General features: G+C 55.6%; 13 protein-coding genes, 2 tRNA genes and 1 pseudogene. 11 read left to right on the forward strand and 5 right to left on the reverse strand.

Going from position 1 to position 17,281, the window contains the following annotated elements; all coding sequences use genetic code 11:
• The 4 genes and pseudogenes from ACP5OT_RS14395 to ACP5OT_RS14410 form a co-directional block, all read left to right on the forward strand.
• Window positions 1–411, forward strand: a pseudogene (locus tag ACP5OT_RS14395) (class I SAM-dependent methyltransferase); the annotation flags it as partial.
• Window positions 412–785: 374 nt separating this feature from the next.
• On the forward strand, window positions 786–2,351 hold the full coding sequence (pruA, locus tag ACP5OT_RS14400) for an L-glutamate gamma-semialdehyde dehydrogenase (RefSeq protein WP_424677414.1): 1,566 nt from the start codon (window positions 786–788) through the stop codon (window positions 2,349–2,351).
• Window positions 2,352–2,463: 112 nt separating this feature from the next.
• Window positions 2,464–3,318 carry a DUF72 domain-containing protein gene (locus tag ACP5OT_RS14405; protein WP_428132521.1) on the forward strand — a complete coding sequence of 285 codons (855 nt, stop codon included), beginning with the start codon at window positions 2,464–2,466 and terminating at the stop codon, window positions 3,316–3,318.
• Window positions 3,319–3,357: 39 nt separating this feature from the next.
• Window positions 3,358–4,947: a proline--tRNA ligase gene (locus tag ACP5OT_RS14410; RefSeq protein ID WP_428132523.1), complete on the forward strand. Its 1,590-nt coding sequence runs from the start codon at window positions 3,358–3,360 to the stop codon at window positions 4,945–4,947.
• Between the two features lie 459 nt (window positions 4,948–5,406).
• Here the strand turns inward: ACP5OT_RS14410 and ACP5OT_RS14415 are convergent, their stop codons facing one another.
• The 3 genes from ACP5OT_RS14415 to ACP5OT_RS14425 form a co-directional block, all read right to left on the reverse strand.
• Window positions 5,407–5,793: a NifB/NifX family molybdenum-iron cluster-binding protein gene (locus ACP5OT_RS14415; RefSeq protein WP_424677417.1), complete on the reverse strand. Its 387-nt coding sequence runs from the start codon at window positions 5,791–5,793 to the stop codon at window positions 5,407–5,409.
• On the reverse strand, window positions 5,790–6,320 hold the full coding sequence (locus ACP5OT_RS14420) for a thioredoxin domain-containing protein (RefSeq protein WP_424677418.1): 531 nt from the start codon (window positions 6,318–6,320) through the stop codon (window positions 5,790–5,792). Before ACP5OT_RS14420 ends, ACP5OT_RS14415 begins: the two co-directional genes overlap by 4 nt.
• A gap of 139 nt (window positions 6,321–6,459) precedes the next feature.
• Window positions 6,460–8,937 carry a glycoside hydrolase family 31 protein gene (locus ACP5OT_RS14425; RefSeq protein WP_428132526.1) on the reverse strand — a complete coding sequence of 826 codons (2,478 nt, stop codon included), beginning with the start codon at window positions 8,935–8,937 and terminating at the stop codon, window positions 6,460–6,462.
• A gap of 1,246 nt (window positions 8,938–10,183) precedes the next feature.
• Between ACP5OT_RS14425 and ACP5OT_RS14430 the strand changes: the two genes are divergently transcribed.
• From ACP5OT_RS14430 to ACP5OT_RS14445, 4 genes are all read left to right on the forward strand, one after another.
• On the forward strand, window positions 10,184–10,630 hold the full coding sequence (locus ACP5OT_RS14430; RefSeq protein WP_424677420.1) for a hypothetical protein: 447 nt from the start codon (window positions 10,184–10,186) through the stop codon (window positions 10,628–10,630).
• Between the two features lie 154 nt (window positions 10,631–10,784).
• Window positions 10,785–12,278: a cryptochrome/photolyase family protein gene (locus tag ACP5OT_RS14435; RefSeq protein WP_424677421.1), complete on the forward strand. Its 1,494-nt coding sequence runs from the start codon at window positions 10,785–10,787 to the stop codon at window positions 12,276–12,278.
• Window positions 12,279–13,056: 778 nt separating this feature from the next.
• Entirely contained in the window at window positions 13,057–13,194 is a 138-nt protein-coding gene (locus ACP5OT_RS14440; protein WP_424677422.1) for a hypothetical protein, read from the forward strand.
• Window positions 13,195–13,674: 480 nt separating this feature from the next.
• Window positions 13,675–13,854: a hypothetical protein gene (locus ACP5OT_RS14445; protein ID WP_428132528.1), complete on the forward strand. Its 180-nt coding sequence runs from the start codon at window positions 13,675–13,677 to the stop codon at window positions 13,852–13,854.
• A 59-nt stretch (window positions 13,855–13,913) separates the two neighbouring features.
• Here the strand turns inward: ACP5OT_RS14445 and ACP5OT_RS14450 are convergent.
• Window positions 13,914–13,989 (reverse strand) — tRNA-Ala (locus tag ACP5OT_RS14450).
• 49 nt (window positions 13,990–14,038) lie between these two features.
• Window positions 14,039–14,115, reverse strand: a tRNA-Ile gene (locus ACP5OT_RS14455).
• A gap of 226 nt (window positions 14,116–14,341) precedes the next feature.
• On the opposite strand from ACP5OT_RS14455, the gene ACP5OT_RS14460 reads away from it, so the two are divergent.
• The 3 genes from ACP5OT_RS14460 to ACP5OT_RS14470 are packed head-to-tail and all read left to right on the forward strand — an operon-like array spanning window position 14,342 to window position 17,272.
• Complete coding sequence (locus ACP5OT_RS14460; protein ID WP_428112191.1) at window positions 14,342–15,157, forward strand: heme ABC transporter ATP-binding protein; 816 nt, start codon at window positions 14,342–14,344, stop codon at window positions 15,155–15,157.
• Entirely contained in the window at window positions 15,138–16,211 is a 1,074-nt protein-coding gene (locus ACP5OT_RS14465) for a heme/hemin ABC transporter substrate-binding protein (protein WP_428132530.1), read from the forward strand. The genes ACP5OT_RS14460 and ACP5OT_RS14465 overlap by 20 nt, the downstream gene beginning before the upstream one ends.
• A complete protein-coding gene (locus ACP5OT_RS14470) occupies window positions 16,208–17,272 on the forward strand; it encodes a FecCD family ABC transporter permease (RefSeq protein WP_424676175.1) in 1,065 nt (354 codons plus the stop codon). The genes ACP5OT_RS14465 and ACP5OT_RS14470 overlap by 4 nt, the downstream gene beginning before the upstream one ends.
• Window positions 17,273–17,281: the final 9 nt, after the last annotated feature.

Consider the following 17,281-nt stretch of genomic DNA (forward strand, 5'->3'; position numbering starts at 1 on the left):
CGAGTAATGAAACGACTATATGCACACTTACTGTCAGGTGGTATATTAGTTGCATCACTTATGACTTTATGGAAAGAAGGAGAGTCGCTTGAGTCGGAATGGGAGCAAACAGCAGTTCGTAAAGCAGATGGTGTAACGTTTCGTAGAGTGGTTCGCTCTTGGTTCAATCCTATTAGCGAATGTGAGAGTACAGAAGATTTATATCAAAAAATGATTGACGAAAAAGTTGTAATAGAAGAATTGTATAAACGATCACCAGCAACACGTTCTTACAGCCAATCTCAAGTAAAAGATTTATTTGAAAAAGCAGGCTTCCAGAATGTACAGTTGTTTAGCGGTTTTACCTTTGATATGATTAAACCTGAGGATCGACTGTTTGTTGTGATGGAGCAAAAGTTATCACCCGCATAAAATACTACTCAATGTTGGAGATGGTGTTTTTGCACGTTTGCTACGTTGGTCGTGCTCAATCCTTATTTACTATTCCACGGCTGAGTTATATCCCTCCCACTGCTAACAGACAGACTGCACTCATGTGGCAGAGATGTGAATACCGCCAACGGCAATCTACATTTGCCCGCCGCCTTCGTTGCTCTGACGCTGGCAATGACATCGTTGTGCTGACCGACGGTACCACCGCCTTGAACGGTAATCCATTGTCTACTGCCACGATGGGTAGAGCGGTTGTGAACCGCATCCCCGACTATCTCTGTTTGATGAATCTTTATTATTTCCCTGCTACAATGGTGCTGTGACGGTAATCCTAAAACAGTAAGGAGCAGAATATGCTGACCCCTTTTCAGAATGAGCCGTTTGGGAACTTTGATAGCGGTGATCGTCGGGCGGCAATGCAACGCGCGATCCGGCACGTCGCCGGGCAACAGGGAGGGACCTACCCGCTAGTCATCGGCGGCGAGCACATCATCACCGAGCGCAAACTGGTCTCGATTAACCCGGCTGAGCCGAAGAAAGTTGTTGGTTATGTAAGTAGTGCCTCGCAAGAGCAGGCTCATCAGGCGGTGGTAGCCGCCGATGCCGCCTTTCGCTCATGGTCGCGCACACCGGTGAGCGCGCGGGCACAGGTCTTGCTGCGCGCAGCGGCGATTATGCGCCGGCGGAAGGAAGAGCTGGCGGCGTGGATGATGCACGAAGTCAGCAAGAATTGGGTCGAAGCCGATGCTGATGTGGCCGAGGCGATTGACTTTTGCGAGTGGTATGCGCGGCAAGCGCTCGCGTTGCAAGGCGAGCGGCAACCGCTCGTGCCCTATCCCGGCGAATGTAATGAGTTGCGCTACATTCCGCTGGGGCCGGGGTTGGCCATTCCGCCGTGGAATTTTCCGCTTGCTATCACAACAACGCTGACCGTTGCCCCGATTGTGGTTGGCAATACGGTGGTGCTGAAACCGTCGCCGCGCGCGCCGGTTACGGCCAATCTGTTGGTACAGATTTTGGAAGAGGCTGGCTTGCCGCCGGGAGTAGTCAATCTCGTCACTGGTGAAGATGCGGTGATCGGTGACTTTCTGGTTGATCACCCGCTGGTGCGCTTTATCGGCTTCACCGGCTCGAAGAATGTCGGCTTGCGCATTCAGCAGCGCGCCGCTGTGCGCCAACCTGGCCAGAACTGGCTCAAGCGCTCGATCCTTGAGATGGGCGGCAAAGATGCGATCATCGTTGATGAGACGGCTGATCTGGAAGCGGCGGCGACCGGTATCGTGATCAGTGCATTTGGATTTCAGGGTCAGAAATGCAGTGCCTGTTCGCGAGCCATTGTGGTCGATCGGGTATACGATCAGGTGTTGCAACGGGTGATTGAGAAGGCGAGAGCTTTACGTCTGGGCAACCCAACGAAACCAGAGACCGATATGGGGGCGGTGATCGACCAGCGTGCCTTCGATTCGATCAGCCAGTATATTGCGATTGGGCAGGAAGAGGGCCGCTTGGTCGCCGGTGGCGAGGTGATCGATCACGAGCTGGTCAAGGATGGTGGCTTCTTCATTAATCCGACCATCTTCGCCGATGTCAAGCCGCATGCCCGCATTGCCCAAGAAGAGATTTTCGGGCCAGTGCTGGCCTTTATCCGCGCTGCCAACTTCGACGAGGCCCTAGCCATCGCGAACGATACCGAATATGGCCTGACCGGCGGTCTCTATAGCCGCAATCTCGAACGGCTGGAACGGGCACGCGAAGAGTTCCACGTTGGCAATCTCTACTTTAACCGCAAGTGTACCGGCGCGCTAGTGGGGGTGCAGCCGTTCGGCGGCTTCAATATGTCGGGCACCGACAGCAAGGCCGGAGGGAGTGATTATTTGCGCTTGTTCACTCAGCCAAAGGTGATCACCGAGCGGTTTTAGTCTAACGCAAAAGCGCAAAGGACACAAAGAGCGCAAAGGGTGTCAACGCAAAGGCGCGGAGGGGCAAATAAGATACACTGAGAAGTAGTATCATTTGGCTTTGGAGCCTACGATGATCAGAATTGGCTGTGCTGTCTGGGCGTACCCCGGTTGGGTAGGGGATTTTTTTCCACCAGGGACGCGCAGTAGCGAATTTCTCAAGCTCTATAGTCGGCAACTTACGACCGTCGAAGGTAATACGACCTTCTATGCCACGCCATCATCGGCAACCGTAGCACGGTGGGCCACCGAGACGCCGGCCACCTTTCGCTTTTGCTGCAAATTGCCGCGCGAGGTGAGCCATGGTGGGTCGCTGGCCGCGAAGGTGCCGCAGGCGCGCGCCTTTGTCGAACGGATGCAGGGCCTTGGTGAACGGTGTGGCCCCTTCTTCCTGCAACTACCGCCGGGGTACGGTCCAACACGACTGGCCGATCTGGAGCGATTTCTGGCCGGTTGGCCGACAGAAGCTGCGTTGGCGGTAGAAGTACGGCATCCTGATTGGTATGTGCCAGTGGGTGAGAAGCCACTGATGGCGTTGCTCGACCGTTACCGGATCGGGTGGGTAGTGATGGATGTACGTCCCATTCGTGACCCAGATGATCCGGGTGGCGCATTACTCAATGATGCGCGTGAGCGTAAACCCGATGTGCCGCTCCGCCCATTACGCGGTGGTGGGCCGACGTTGATCCGCTATATCGGGCATCCCGATCTTGAGCGTAACGATCCGTTTCTTGAGGAATGGGCGGCGCGTGTGACGGAATGGGCACAAACTGACCCGCGTATATATCTGTTTATGCACTGCCCCGACGAAGCACAGTCGCCACGCTTGTGCCGCGATATTACAGCACGATTGCGGAACCGTGGTGCGCCGATCGCCGAGGCAGAGCCGAAGCCGAATGAGCCACCGGCACAGTTGGACTTGTTTTGAGATGGTTAGAACGCGAGAGGATAAGAGGGAACGACACCAATGCAACTAGCTACCCTGTTTGGTCGCACACTGCGCCAAGCACCCGCTGAAGCAGATACACTCGCCACCCAACTGCTCTGGCGGGCAGGAATGCTGCGCACGCTGAACGACGGTGAACCGGTGCTGCTCCCACTCGGCAGTGCCATACTTCGCCGACTCGCTGCGATCCTTGGTACCGCCGTGCAGAACGATGGCGCCCAAGAGATCGTTGTACCAACGACATCTACCGCTTCGTGGAGCGATACGGTAACGGCACTGGCTCGGCGCGACATCGATTCGTACCGCCAATTGCCACAATTGCTGTGGAGTTGGCGACGCCGCAAACGTTTGGCTACCCGCCCACGTGGACTACTTGACTTACCCACCCCAACAACGTTGAGTTGGGCTGTGCTAGCACTCGATGAGGAGCAGGCTCAGCAGCACCTTACGGCAACTCGCAACCGGCTGAGCACCGCGTTGCGTCAATGTGGCCTTGATCATATCGCGGCAGCATTGCAAGCTCCCGGCACCGCAACGATTATCGTTGATAGCCTGGCTAAGCCGGTCGCCACACTCGATTGTCCAGCTTGCGGATTCCGTGCCCCTCTGGAACAAGCACCACTGGCGCCGTTACCGCCGTATGCCGGTCCTACGCTGGCGATGAGTTTGATCGAGACTCCCGGCGCGAATACGATCGCGGCGCTGGCCGCATATCTCGGCATACCAACGGCAGCCACGGCGAAGGCTCTCTTCTTTTACGACAATCGTGGGCAACGGTTGGTGTTTGCCGTAGTGCGCGGCGACCGCGAAGCGAGTCTGGTCAAACTGGCTGCGGCAATTAATGCCGGTGAACTCACACCGGCTAGCGCCGAGCAGATCGTAGCCTGTGGTGCAACGCCGGGCTACGCTTCACCGGTTGGGGTACACGATGTGTTGGTTGTCGCAGACTATACCGTCGTGAATGGCACACCGCTGGTGGCCGGCGCCAACCGACCCGGCTATCATTTGCGCGATGTGGTCTACGGACGCGATTGGGAAGCGACGCTGGTCGCAGACATTGCGCAAGCGGTGGTCGGTGATCCGTGCCCGCGCTGTGGAACGGCGCGGATTGAAGGGTATGGTGCAGCGATCGGCACAATCACTGCTCCGCAACAAACTGCACTGCCCATCCAAGATGCCGGTGGGCAAAACCGGTTCCTATGGATAGCCGGCATCGAACTCGATCTCGAACCACTCATCCATCTCGCCGTCGAACAGCACCACGACGAACGAGGGATCGTCTGGCCAGCAGCCATCGCACCGGCGGATATTCATCTCGTCACGATTGGACGCGGAGAAGCCATCGTGACCGCAGCGCACACCCTCGCTGCCGAACTACGCAACGCCGGTTGGTCGGTGTTGATTGATGACCGTGACGAACGGGCCGGGGTCAAATTCAACGACGCCGACCTGATCGGCGCGCCGTGGCGATTGGTGGTAAGCGAGAAACTGCTGGCCGCCGGGCAAGTCGAAGTGCGCCGGCGCACCGAGGCTCAAGCGACGGTAATCGCACAGACCAAGGTGCTAGCGTGGTTGCGAGGCGTGAGTATAACGAGTAGGAATAAGGAATAGTAAACTTCGTTCAGACCATTTCGCAAGTATGGATGTATTTAGCGCGCGCCGCTTGCGAAATACAATCGGCGTGAGCTGACCGGCAGCCAATTCTAACCGTGCATCGGCTCGGCGACCAGTTCTCGCAATAAATCATCTTCATCTTCAATCAGTTTGGCCAAAGCTTTCGGCAACGTATCCTGTATTTTTCAATCGCGTGACGTATTCCGATAGTCCTCACGGGCTGCCTCAATCGCTTTGGCCCTCACCCCTTGCTCGCTAGGAGGTGATCACGGCGCAAAGCAAGCAAACGCCCATAAGGATGGGAACGCAAAGGCGCAGAGGAACGCAGAGGACGCGAAGATATTTGGGATGGCGATCATCCCGGCGACCCTGCGCTCTCAGGATCAGTGATCCGGGAGATAAGGGCCACCCAAGGAGACGAAGCCCATTACATCGGGGCAAAGCACACAGCGCTGCTCAATGCCGGTGATGCACCCGTTCAGGATGGTGGGTCAGCGTACCGTTCACATACGCCTGCACGGCTTCATCAATCGTGCGCAAGGGAGTGCAGATGGCCTGTATGCCGGCAGCTTGCACACCTTGGAAAGCCGGTTCACCCATGCCGCGGGCCACAATCATCTGGCAATCAGACACGGCTTCTACCAACCAGTGGTGCGCATCGTGACGGTGATGGTGATGATGATGATCGTGCTCTTCATCTCCATGATGATGGTGCCGCCCTTTCGGACGCACTTCCCGATTCACCACCTGCCCCTGCTCAATCGTCACCACCTCATACCACTGTGCCCGGCCAAGATGTGGACTTATCGTATGATGATCATCGGTCGCAAACGCGATTTTCACGGTGTCCTCCTAGTTGATCGCTTCGCAGTAACATCGCGCACCCATGACGTAACCGCTTTCCAGATCGGGCAGCGGTCGTACACCGCGCTAAAGAAGATGAGACCGGCCAATACCAACAAGGGCCAGCCACCAACCCCAAACCACACCAGACCGACCAAGACTAACGCGATCACGATTCGCAACAAGCGTTCGAGCGGCTGCAAGCGCGGCGGCGTCTTGCCTTCGGCCAAATGCTGGAAGAGTGAGCGTAACTCTGCCTCAGATTTGGCACCAAGCTGACGGGTCACCTCTTGACCATCGCGGTATGCAATCAACGTCGGAATACCGTAAATCCGTAGTTCGCGGAGCAGATCGGGGTGCTCCTCCGCATTCACTTCCCACAGTGCCACGCGACCCTGATATTCTTGGGCCAATCGCTTGAGGATTGGTCGTGTCACCCGGCATGGCATACACCACGGTGCCCAGACATCAACCACGACCGGTTGCGTGTAGGTACGCAGATGGTTTTGATATTCGGTCATCTTCATCAGATGGAACTCCTGCCGTTCAAGCACAAATCTCTTATGATTAAGATGCACCAACTGAAGATGACGTTACAAGCCAAACAGATAGGACAGAGAGGATTAGCCTCTCTGCACTACGGCATACAGCTCACCTGGAACACCATCATTCGGATTGAGCCAATACGTCACCGGGAGCAGTTTCCTCAATTACCACCACAAAACCCTGCCCGTGATCGGCAAACGTCACCTGCTCACCGACCACAGCGTGACGTTCACCGTTAACGGTTATGGCAACCGGCTGCACACCGTGGATCACGAGTGTCACCGCTTCCCGCACAAACTCGGCAAAGCCATCACCGCGCACCGTTGCCGTCAACGTAATCCGTTGACCGCGTCGTTCGACGGTGAAGGTGGTACGGTAGTAGGCACCGTGCTGGAAAGCCATTGTCAAGCCATCATCTTCGTGCAAGTCGGAGGTGTAGATACCATCGAATAGTGGTACAAACAGGTGCAGCTCAAGCCGTGTCGGGTAGTAGTCCATCGTGGAAGGGGGCACGTCCGGCCAGAGCGGGATGACCGCGCCGGCGCGCACCAACAGCGGAATACGGTCGAGCGGTGCTGCCGCGACGATAAACTGCTCGCCGGTGTACCACGCATCGCTATACCAGTCGTACCACTCGCCCGCTGGGAGGTAGAGCTGCCGGGAGGTAGCACCGGCAACATATACCGGCGCCACCAGCAGATCACGACCCAACAAGAACTGGTCATCAATCGTGTGAGTGAGCGGATCGGACTGATAAGCAAACACCAGCGGTTGCTGCACCGGTTCACCGGTTTCGACCGTGTGCATAAAGGCCGTGACGAGATACGGCATCAGCCGGTACCGTAACGCAATCGCAGCACGGGCGATGCGCTCGACAGCCGGACCAAACGACCAGACATACTGGTCAATATGACCATACGCGCTATGATTCCGACAAAACGCCGTCAGCGCTGCACACTGTATCCACCGCGCGAACAATTCGGGAGAGGTATCACCGGCAAACCCGCCGACATCGGCCCCGACAAACGCCTGACCGGAGAGGCCCATTCCCATCGCCATGGGCATACTCAGCCAGAGGTGATCCCAGCGCGCACAGTTATCGCCCATCCAGTTGGCAGCGTACCGTTGAATACCGGCAAAACCGGCCCGCGACAACACAAACGTGCGCCGGTCGGGAAACGCGGCACGCAACCCTTCGACGGTTGCCATCGCCATGAGGAGGGCATACTGATTGTGATAGCGCTCGTGCGGTTCACACCCGCCGTTAAAGCGCATCGCGTAAGGCGGAATATCACCGGTTGCCGGTTCATTCATATCATTCCAAATACCGGCAATACCCGACCGCGCATGGTCAGCGTTGAGCTGCCCCCACCACGTCCGCACGTCGGGCTTCACAAAATCAGGAAACGCAGTGCGTCCCGGCCAGACCTGCCCGATGTAGATATCACCACTACTCGTGCGACAGAAGAAATCGTTGGCCCGACCCGTCTCATACAGCGCAAACTGCGGGTCAACCTTCACCCCCGGATCGACAATCGTAATCAGGCGAAAGCCTTGGTCATGCAATTGTTGGGCAAGGGTACGCGGATCGGGAAACAGCTCATGGTTCCACGTAAAGACCCGATACCCATCCATATGTTCGATATCGAGCCAGAGCGTATCGCATGGAATGCAACGTTCGCGGTGCCGAGCAGCGAGCGCCAGCACTTCAGATTGGTCGTAGCGATGCCAACGGCACTGATGATAGCCCAACGCCCAGATCGGCGGCGGCGCAAGGCGACCGGTTAGCCAGGTAAATCCTTCTAGGATTGCAGCCATCTGCGGCCCGGCAAAGATGTATTCGGTATACTGACCACCGAGCGCGCAGATACCATACGTTTCCGGCGGGGTAAAATCAACATGCACCCGATAACTATTATCGAGAAAAAAGCCCGCGGCGTTGCCGTGCCGATCAAGATGGTAAAAAAACGGGATCGAGACATAGTAGGGATCGAACTCGGTACTGGTATTTTTAGTACGCGGATCAGACGGATCACGCCCAACGGCGAATTCCGCTTCACCTTGCGGACTGAGCACGTCGTTATTCCACAGAATAAAATCGCGCCCTTTACGATTAAGCCGACCGGTCTTCTCTCCCAAACCGAGAAAAGCGTCTTCACGGGCACACACACGATGAAACGCAAACGCATCATTAAGGGTCGCGTAAGCCCATGGCCGTCCATCATGACCGATTGCCGTATCTAATACCACACTGCCATCAGCACGACAGACGCGCACCGAAAACGGATCACGCCCAATCACCACCTCAAGGTGTACCCCACGCAAAACAACGCCCGCCGCCGTCTCAACAATGTGAAACACAGGAATCGGCGTTGCCATCACATCAACAGCGACGGCATACGTCGGATGCTCATCAAACACCCCACCACGACTGATCTTCAAACGAACGATATCATCGCGGATGAACTCCACCCGCAGCCACTCATGATCGAGCGCGGCCAAGATACCGCGTTCAATCGGTTGCACCCGCTCAAGGCGTGACAACGGCAGAAAATAACGGGTATCGGTCAAGCCGACCCGTGCCGGCCCGTGCGTCATGGCAGTCTCCTCAAGTTCACAAGCGTAGTATCAGCGGACAATTGTAACATAGCAGCGCGATGATACGACATGCACAATAGCGAACATTTGTACGGATAGGTCTTAGACCGACGCCGGATATGCCCGATTTGATCATAATACAGCCATAACATCTATGCTAAAATAGCGAGTATCCGATGGTACGGCCACACTCGGTGATGAAAAATCTCATGTTGGTGTGATTCGAGTGTTAGACTGGAAACAAACCGAATACACCCACGATGCTTCTTTTAGTATCTGCACGATGAAGTTGCAGGGCGTGAGATCGTGATTGTTGTTCAAGTGCTAACCAAGCCTTGGATCATCTGCTCGATAGTCGTCAACAGCGTCTTTTACGCAGCGGGTATGGTGGTCACCATGCGCAAACTTGTCCGCGTCGCCCGCAGTGGCGGGCGGGTCGTCATCACTGCCTGGAGACCGCCCGAGAAGTGCGAATTCTTAAGGGCAGTGATGCCTGCGCTCGGGCCACTAATGCCGCTTCCATGGCTGTGAGCCTCTTGGCATTCCCGGCTACACCGGCTCCTTACACGTTCGATTCGCCTTACCCGCCGCCGGGCACGGCTTCTCCTACCTTGCCCCCTATCCGCCACCGCAAACACCCGTATCACCACTACCCACCCCCTCACCCCTCCCCTCGCCGACCTCTACGCCTGCTACCTCAGGTTAGAGCGGGACTATGTTAACCAGCTGATAGGCTACTTTGTTCTGCACGAAATTGCAGGCGTTGATGGGGTAATCCCCAAGCCGGCGATAACAAAGGTGGGAATCGGCGCAAGGCCCAGTCAGTTGCGGACGACTGTCCTCCCCCAACAAAATCAGCCTTAAGACGGATAGACGCCGGCATCAAAGCTTGCTATACTTTTCACAGGTCGAGCGATGGAGCAACAGACGTCGCTCGACATCAATCCTCCTAATCCTCACTGTTGCTCCCCATAATCCCCCTACGGCCACCGGCAAGTGGCCGTTGCCACATGTGTGACGGGTCGCGGCGGCAATGCCCTGCGACCCCTCCCGCTTTTTACAGGGTTGATACCGACATAGCTGTATCGGGGACAAACGCCGGAACGGATTGCCGAATGGGGAGCAAACGGTGGGTACCCCACCTGCAAAACAGACATCTGCAATACAGTATAATGACAGCACACTCATGCAGCAATTGCGTTATACTAAAATATGTAGCGACGAGCAAGGCTTTAAGGAGTCGGGTGTGTTGACCTCAGATGAGTTGACGCCAACGAGCAATGGCTGCACGCAACGTGAGTTAGAAATCCTGCGCCGTGAATTGAATGAAGCGCAGGCGCTGATCCGTTCGCTGCGCCGCCAATTGGAGAAGACGATGGCGGCAGCCCAAGAGGCTCAGCGCGCTCACGCGAAGATGGTCGAGACGCTGACCGAAACGATGCGCGAAAATACGATTCTCTGCCACGAACGTGATATGTGGCGTGCTCGCGCTCAGCGTCTCGAATCCCTACGACACGAAGAACCTCGTCCCGGTGCAGTCATTGATATTAGTTCGCTCGCTGGCCAGATTAGCGAAGACGAAGCAAATGCTATCCGCAAAGCAATGGCCCGTCTCCACCATCCTGATGTTGGCGGCGATCCCGAACGGATGAAGGCGTGGAACGCTGCCCTCGACCGCCTCTTCCGCCAGTAGTGCCTATCTTCTCACCACCGAGCGTGCAGAGGACGCCGAGGCTTATGATCCAACCATTGCGTTCCTTTGCGGCTTTGCGAACCGGACAGCCGTCCGGCTCTACCGCGCCTTGGCCCGCTCTGCGTCTTGATGACACCTTCTCAACCGATCACTTATGACTACGCTTTCTGAATCGGTCTGGATCCTCGGCGACCAACTTAGCGCCGTCCATCCCGGTTTGGCTATCGGGCGGCGGGTGGTGTTGATCGAATCGCTGGCTCGCCTTAATCAACGCCCGTATCACCGTCGCAAGCTGGTGTTGCTGATCAGTGCTATGCGCCATTACGCTGCTGAACTACGTGTAGCCGGCTACGACGTCGATCTCCGTAGAGCACCCGATTTTCTGAGCGGCTTGCGTGACCATGTCGCCTCGTTTGGGGTACAACACTTGTACTGCCTCGCCGCCGCCGAATATGCCACCCGCCAATTCCAACACCGTCTCGCAGCCGAACTCGGTATTCCGGTGACGATCTTGCCTAATACCCTCTTCCTCGTAGAACGCTTCCCTCCGCCCCGCTCACCGGCGTTGATGGAGCCGTTCTACCACATGATGCGCCGGCAGACCGGCCTCTTGATTGAGTCAGACGGGCAGCCCACCGGTGGTGTGTGGAATTTCGACCGCGAGAATCGTCGTCGGTACGATGGAAGACCGGTACCGCCGCCGTTGCGCTTTCCGCCCGACACAATTACCCGGCAGACGATTGCCGACCTCGTCGTTGCCTGTCCTCACGCCATCGGGAGTGTCGAGGAGTTCGATTTGCCGGTTACGCGAGCCCAGGCCCTCACCGCACTCGATGATTTTATCACGCACCGTTTACCTGACTTCGGCCCGTTTGAAGACGCGATGAGTAGTGCGCACGCAGTGCTCTTCCATTCCCAGCTCTCTCCTCTCCTGAACATTGGACTGCTTGATCCGTTGGAAACGGCCCAAGCGGCAGTAACAGCATACCAACGCGGCCACGCACCGTTAGCCTCGGTCGAGGGCTTTGTACGCCAAATTATCGGCTGGCGCGAATACATTTACTACCGCTATTGGGAATTGATGCCCGGCCTATTACGGGCCAATGCTTGGGGCGCGGAACGGCCATTGCCAGCATGGTATTGGACAGGTCAGACTCGTATGCGTTGTTTGCACTGCGTGATTCAACGGGTGTTGCAGAATGGTTATTGCCACCATATCGAACGCTTGATGGTGCTGTGCAATTTTGCTATGCTGGCCGGGGTTCAGCCTCAAGCGGTGAACGACTGGTTTCTTGAATGTTATGTCGATGCGTATGAGTGGGTAGTCACGCCGAATGTGATCGGAATGGGGTTGAATGCCGATGGAGGGCGCACGGCGACCAAGCCATACATTGCCAGCGCCGCTTACATCGACAAGATGAGCGACTACTGCAAGGGGTGCTTCTACGATCGCAAAGCGCGGGTTGGGCCGCGCGCCTGCCCGTTCAATACCCTCTACTGGCACTTCCTCATCAGCCACGAAACGCGCCTGCGCGCTAACCCTCGTCTTGGCCCGGCGGTGTTAGGGCTAAGCCGGCTCAGCGCCGCTGAGCGGGAAGCAATTGCGGCGCAGGCAGAAGAGGTGTTGGGGAAAATGAACGAGTTGTAGCTGGATGATGCGAGGATGAAGTGCGGCGGTCACACTGCCGCACGCTAGATTCAAGCGTACTAACCTCATGTCTTAGCCCGGCAGTCCCAGATCTCGGTCATCTCAACACTGCGGACTGGGGAGCACAAGCCATCCGGTCACATACGCGATTAGGACGGATGGGTAAGTTGTAGCCGGATGATGCCTCAGCTATAATATTGAAGGCTGGCCTTTCCAAACAACACCACACAGAGCAAGACCCATGACAAAAAGCATCGCAGTCCAACGAACGGTTTCGGCGTTACCATGGATGGCTATCCCCGCTCTTATCACTGGTATTGCGATCACGGTCATCCTCAGCGCTATTCTCATCTAAACCAATTTCTTCTTCACCTACACACTTGACGATCCCTACATTCATCTTGCCCTAGCCGAGAGTATTGCCAGAGAGCATTACGGCGTCAACGAACACGAATTTTCCTCACCATCATCGAGTATCATTTGGTCATTTCTCTTGACCATATTTGGCGCACACCCCTTCGCACCACTGGTGATTAATATTCTGGTTCCTATTGGTATTGCTCTATTACTGCCAAGAACAGTGCAAATCGCCCTAGACCTCACCGATACGAGAAAAGATCGCACGATTACCTTATTTCTATCATTACTCATTATCTTTACTACGAATATTATCGGTCTTGTCTTTAGCGGTATAGAGCATTCGCTCCAAGTGCTCTGCACATAGCTCATTGCCCACGGCTTAATTAGGTACGCGCGCTATCAGCAATTACCGCGATGGATGCCTGTTGTATTGGTTTTGGCGCCACTGGTGCAGTATGAAAATCTGGCGATTTCCTTCTTAGCTGCGATCTTCCTTATTACGCAAGGCAAACGCTGGCTTGGTATCGAACCATCGTCTGCATTGGCCTTTTGGTAGGCGGTTTTTCGCTCTTCCTGATGTCACTAGGGTTGGCGCCGCTGCCCGCATCAGTGATTGTCAAATCAAAAGTGGAACTAGATCAAAGCGGGATATTTAATACCGGATTAAATATAATGATAAATTTATACACAAAACCGGGCATTACTCTAACATTTTTATTACTCATCATAATAACAGGCGTTTTTATCAATTATAGATACGTCCAAGAAACCATTGGCTTTGATAACCATGCTTGCCGTAGTAGCACACATGATGTTTGGCAGATATGGATGGTTCAGTAGATACGAGATCTATATTTTATCATTTATTTTAATTTTATGATACTTTATCTCTTTTCGTCACAGATTATCAACCTTTCTCGATTTCATAAATCGCTGAATATTGCGTTACTACTATTTTCATAGTCTAGAGTAATTTTCAAAATCTGTCAAGTATTTTCGATATTTTACGAATTGACAGGAAACTTGAAATAAGCAGATGACCGTCGCCAGTATGTTGCGTGTGTTATTTCTCAGTAGTTCACAAACGACCCGCTACCGCACGCTCACCGCCGGGCCACTGTTCGCCACGGCTGCGATGGAGATTGGAGCGCACCAACCCGCCATAGCAGACCGTGCGTTCGTGGGCTATGCCTCACCACAGTTCAGAGCAGCATAAAACACGGTGGGCCGTAGCATAGTTACGGCCCGCTCGTACAGCAGGAGGAAGGATTGAGGTGGTGGAGCGAAGGGGATTCGAACCCCTGACCTTCTGCGTGCAAAGCAGATGCTCTACCAACTGAGCTATCGCCCCAAAACAAGAGAGAATAGAGAATGCCAGCTCATTCCCTATTCTCTCGTGCTGGTGGGCGTAGGTGGACTCGAACCACCGACCTCGATCTTATCAGGATCGCGCTCTAACCGGCTGAGCTATACGCCCTCGCAACGCGGTGAAGTATAGCACAGCTCAGGTAGTGTGTCAAGTCATCGGTTACATGAGCAAACAACCTCTGCCTGCTTACGGCTGGTGGTGTTGTTTATCGCTTACCAAAGCGTTATATGAGTTTTTTGTGTTTTTGGTTGACAAATTTGTCAAATTAGTATATTCTAACTTTGTCGCTTAGCACGTAGTGAATGAGGCACACACCACCGAGGTACACACCACCATGGAACTGTTGGTTGCACAACACGTTGGGTACCGTATCGACGGGCGCTGGCTGGTGCAAGACGTCTCCCTGAGCTTGTCCGCCGGCGAGGTGGTGGCTCTCGTCGGGCCAAACGGTGCCGGCAAGAGTACGTTATTAAGCTTGCTGGCCGGTGATTGGCCGCCCACCACCGGGACGATCCGACTAGAAGGTCAAGAATTGGGTCGGCTATCGGCAACGGCACAAGCCCAACGACGTGCTGTGTTGCGTCAGCAAGTTGTCGTTACCTTTCCTTTCACCGCGCTTGAAGTGGTTCTCATGGGCCGCGCGCCGCATCTCTGTGGGCAACGGGAAGGTGAACACGATCTCGCCATTGCCCGTGAAGCAATGGCCCAAACTGAGACGGCTACATTTGCTCTGCGCTCGTTGCCAACCCTCTCCGGCGGCGAGCAGGCACGTGTCCAGCTCGCGCGTGTTCTGGCTCAAACGACTCCCGTCCTGCTTCTCGACGAACCAACCGCAGCCCTCGATTTACGTCACCAACACCGCGTATTACACCTGGCCCGGCAAGCAGCCGCTCAGGGAGGCGCCGCCCTGATCGTGCTGCACGATGTGAATCTGGCTGCCTTGTACGCCGACCGGATCGGAGTGATGCATCAGGGCCGCTTGTGCGCTATCGGGAAACCATGGGATGTTTTGCAAGCTGCACTGCTCAGCGACGTGTACGGTGTGCCGATCAAGGTTCAACAACATCCCCATGCGGCAGCACCTCTTGTGCTTAGTCTACCGGAGCATAGTACAAGGAGTTCCGTCACCTATGGTATCGAAGTTCACTAAGCCGTTTATTTTGCTGGTTTTGCTCGCACTTCTTAGTGCATGTGGTTCGAATTCTAGCGCTAATGCGCCGACCACCGCGCCTGCGCCGACCACCGCACCTGCGCCGACCACCGCACCTGCGCCGACCACCGCACCTGCGCCGACTACCGCGCCCGTTGTGGTACCCACCACCCAACCCGCCTCAACCGTCGAACCGATACTGCCAGCTACCGTCACCGATTATCAAGGTGAAACGGTTGTTATCGAGTCGGTTGAACGGATTGTGAGTTTGTCCGGTGATATAACTGAGATCATCTTTGCACTTGGCATGGGTGATAACATTGTCGGGGTTGATATTAGCGCGACGTATCCCGCCGATAAAGTGAAGGCCCTCCCTAGTATCGGCTATCAGCGCCGTCTGAATGCCGAAGGTATTCTGTCGTTAAATCCGACCCTCGTGATCGGTACCGAGTCGGCTGGCCCACCGGAAGTCTTAGCACAAGTGCGTACAGCCGGGATACCCATTGCCCTCACTGCTGCCCCACCAACTCTTGAATCGCCTATCCAGAAGATCCTCTTCGTGGCGCGTGCACTCGGTATTCCGCAACGCGGCTATGAGCTAGCCGGACAGGTTGAGGCCGACATTGCCCGTGCTCGTGCCGAAGCTAGCTCCTTGACGCGCCAACCACGGGTCCTCTTCCTGTACTTGCGCGGTACCGATGTCCAGCAAGTTGCCGGTGCAAATACATCGATCGATGCAATGATTACGGCTGCCGGTGGTATCAATGCCGGTGCCGAAGCCGGGATTGTCAATTACGCGCCGTTGAGCGCAGAAGTGGTGATCGCTGCTCAGCCTGACGTGATACTCGTGCTTACAAAGGGTCTTGAATCGGTCGGCGGTATTGATGGTCTCCTCAGCATTCCCGGTCTAGCCGATACACCTGCCGGCCAACAACGACGAGTTATCGATTTCGATGATCTCTATCTGAACGGAATGGGACCACGCACCGGGCAGGCGCTGGCCGATCTCGTCGCTGCGTTTCGCAATGCAGTTGCTCAGACGGAGGGATCATGAGCGCAACGACGATGTCAACCTACCACCACACCGTCGTTAGAAGACGTACCTACGTGCTACCCGGGTTGATCCTCGCCCTTATCGGTACGTTACTCTTGGCTGTCGGGATCGGCGCCGTTGCCGTTCCACCGGATGTGGTGCTGGCCGTTATCTTGAGTAAAGTTGGTCTCCCGTTCGATGCGGCTGTTACTCAGCAGCAAGTGGCTGTCTTGTGGAACATCCGACTACCACGAGTCATCCTTGGCGCGTTTGTCGGCGCTGCATTAGCAGTGAGCGGTGCGCTCCTGCAAGGAATCTTTCGCAATCCTCTCGCCGATCCGGGCTTGATCGGCGTGAGCAGTGGCGCAGCTCTCGGTGCCGTCTTTACGATTATCAGCGGGATTGCTGTGTTCGGGATCTATACTTTGCCGATTGCCGCTTTCCTTGCCGGCGCCGCGACAACTCTGCTTGTGTACCGGCTATCACACCGCTCTGGTCGTACCGATGTCGCGATGCTGTTGTTGGTCGGACTAGCGCTCAACGCGCTGGCCGGTGCTACAACCGGTCTACTCACCTATCTGGCCGATGATGCCCAGTTGCGCTCGATTGTCTTCTGGACTCTTGGCGGGCTCGGTGGGGCATTGTGGGAAACGGTATTGACGGCAGTGCCACCGATTGTTTTGGCACTTCTCATCGCCCCACGCTTGGGGTCGCACCTCAATCTGTTCGCCCTTGGCGAGACCGAAGCCCGCCATCTTGGCGTCAATACTGAGTGGATCAAACGAGCGGTCGTCTTACTGGCTGCCTTAGCCACCGGTGCTGCTGTGGCTCTCGCCGGCCCGATTGGGTTCATCGGCTTGATCGTACCGCACATGGTACGTCTTGCTATCGGTCCCGATCACCGCCGATTGATCCCAACTTGCGCTTTGGGTGGTGCTATCTTGCTCGTCTTGGCCGATCTGCTTGCCCGTACCCTGGCTGCCCCCGCCGAGATTCCGGTTGGTCTCTTTACCTCTTTCGCCGGTGGGCCGTTTTTCCTCGCCCTAATCTTACGTAGCCGAAAGCACTATGGGTTTCATTAGGAGGATTGC

Origin of the sequence: Chloroflexus sp. (genome assembly GCF_049970315.1) — a bacterium.
In the GTDB taxonomy this organism is placed as follows: domain Bacteria; phylum Chloroflexota; class Chloroflexia; order Chloroflexales; family Chloroflexaceae; genus Chloroflexus.

Bases quoted from the DNA above. Each gene is read 5' to 3' on its own strand.
- ACP5OT_RS14460 (WP_428112191.1), top strand. From the start codon at position 14,342: ATGGAACTGTTGGTTGCACAACACGTTGGGTACCGTATCGACGGGCGC.
- ACP5OT_RS14470 (WP_424676175.1), top strand. From the start codon at position 16,208: ATGAGCGCAACGACGATGTCAACCTACCACCACACCGTCGTTAGAAGA.
- ACP5OT_RS14465 (WP_428132530.1), top strand. From the start codon at position 15,138: ATGGTATCGAAGTTCACTAAGCCGTTTATTTTGCTGGTTTTGCTCGCA.
- ACP5OT_RS14420 (WP_424677418.1), bottom strand. From the start codon at position 6,320: ATGAAGATGACCGAATATCAAAACCATCTGCGTACCTACACGCAACCG.
- ACP5OT_RS14435 (WP_424677421.1), top strand. From the start codon at position 10,785: ATGACTACGCTTTCTGAATCGGTCTGGATCCTCGGCGACCAACTTAGC.
- ACP5OT_RS14410 (WP_428132523.1), top strand. From the start codon at position 3,358: ATGCAACTAGCTACCCTGTTTGGTCGCACACTGCGCCAAGCACCCGCT.
- ACP5OT_RS14405 (WP_428132521.1), top strand. From the start codon at position 2,464: ATGATCAGAATTGGCTGTGCTGTCTGGGCGTACCCCGGTTGGGTAGGG.
- ACP5OT_RS14440 (WP_424677422.1), top strand. From the start codon at position 13,057: ATGCCTGTTGTATTGGTTTTGGCGCCACTGGTGCAGTATGAAAATCTG.
- ACP5OT_RS14425 (WP_428132526.1), bottom strand. From the start codon at position 8,937: ATGACGCACGGGCCGGCACGGGTCGGCTTGACCGATACCCGTTATTTT.
- pruA (WP_424677414.1), top strand. From the start codon at position 786: ATGCTGACCCCTTTTCAGAATGAGCCGTTTGGGAACTTTGATAGCGGT.
- ACP5OT_RS14445 (WP_428132528.1), top strand. From the start codon at position 13,675: ATGACCGTCGCCAGTATGTTGCGTGTGTTATTTCTCAGTAGTTCACAA.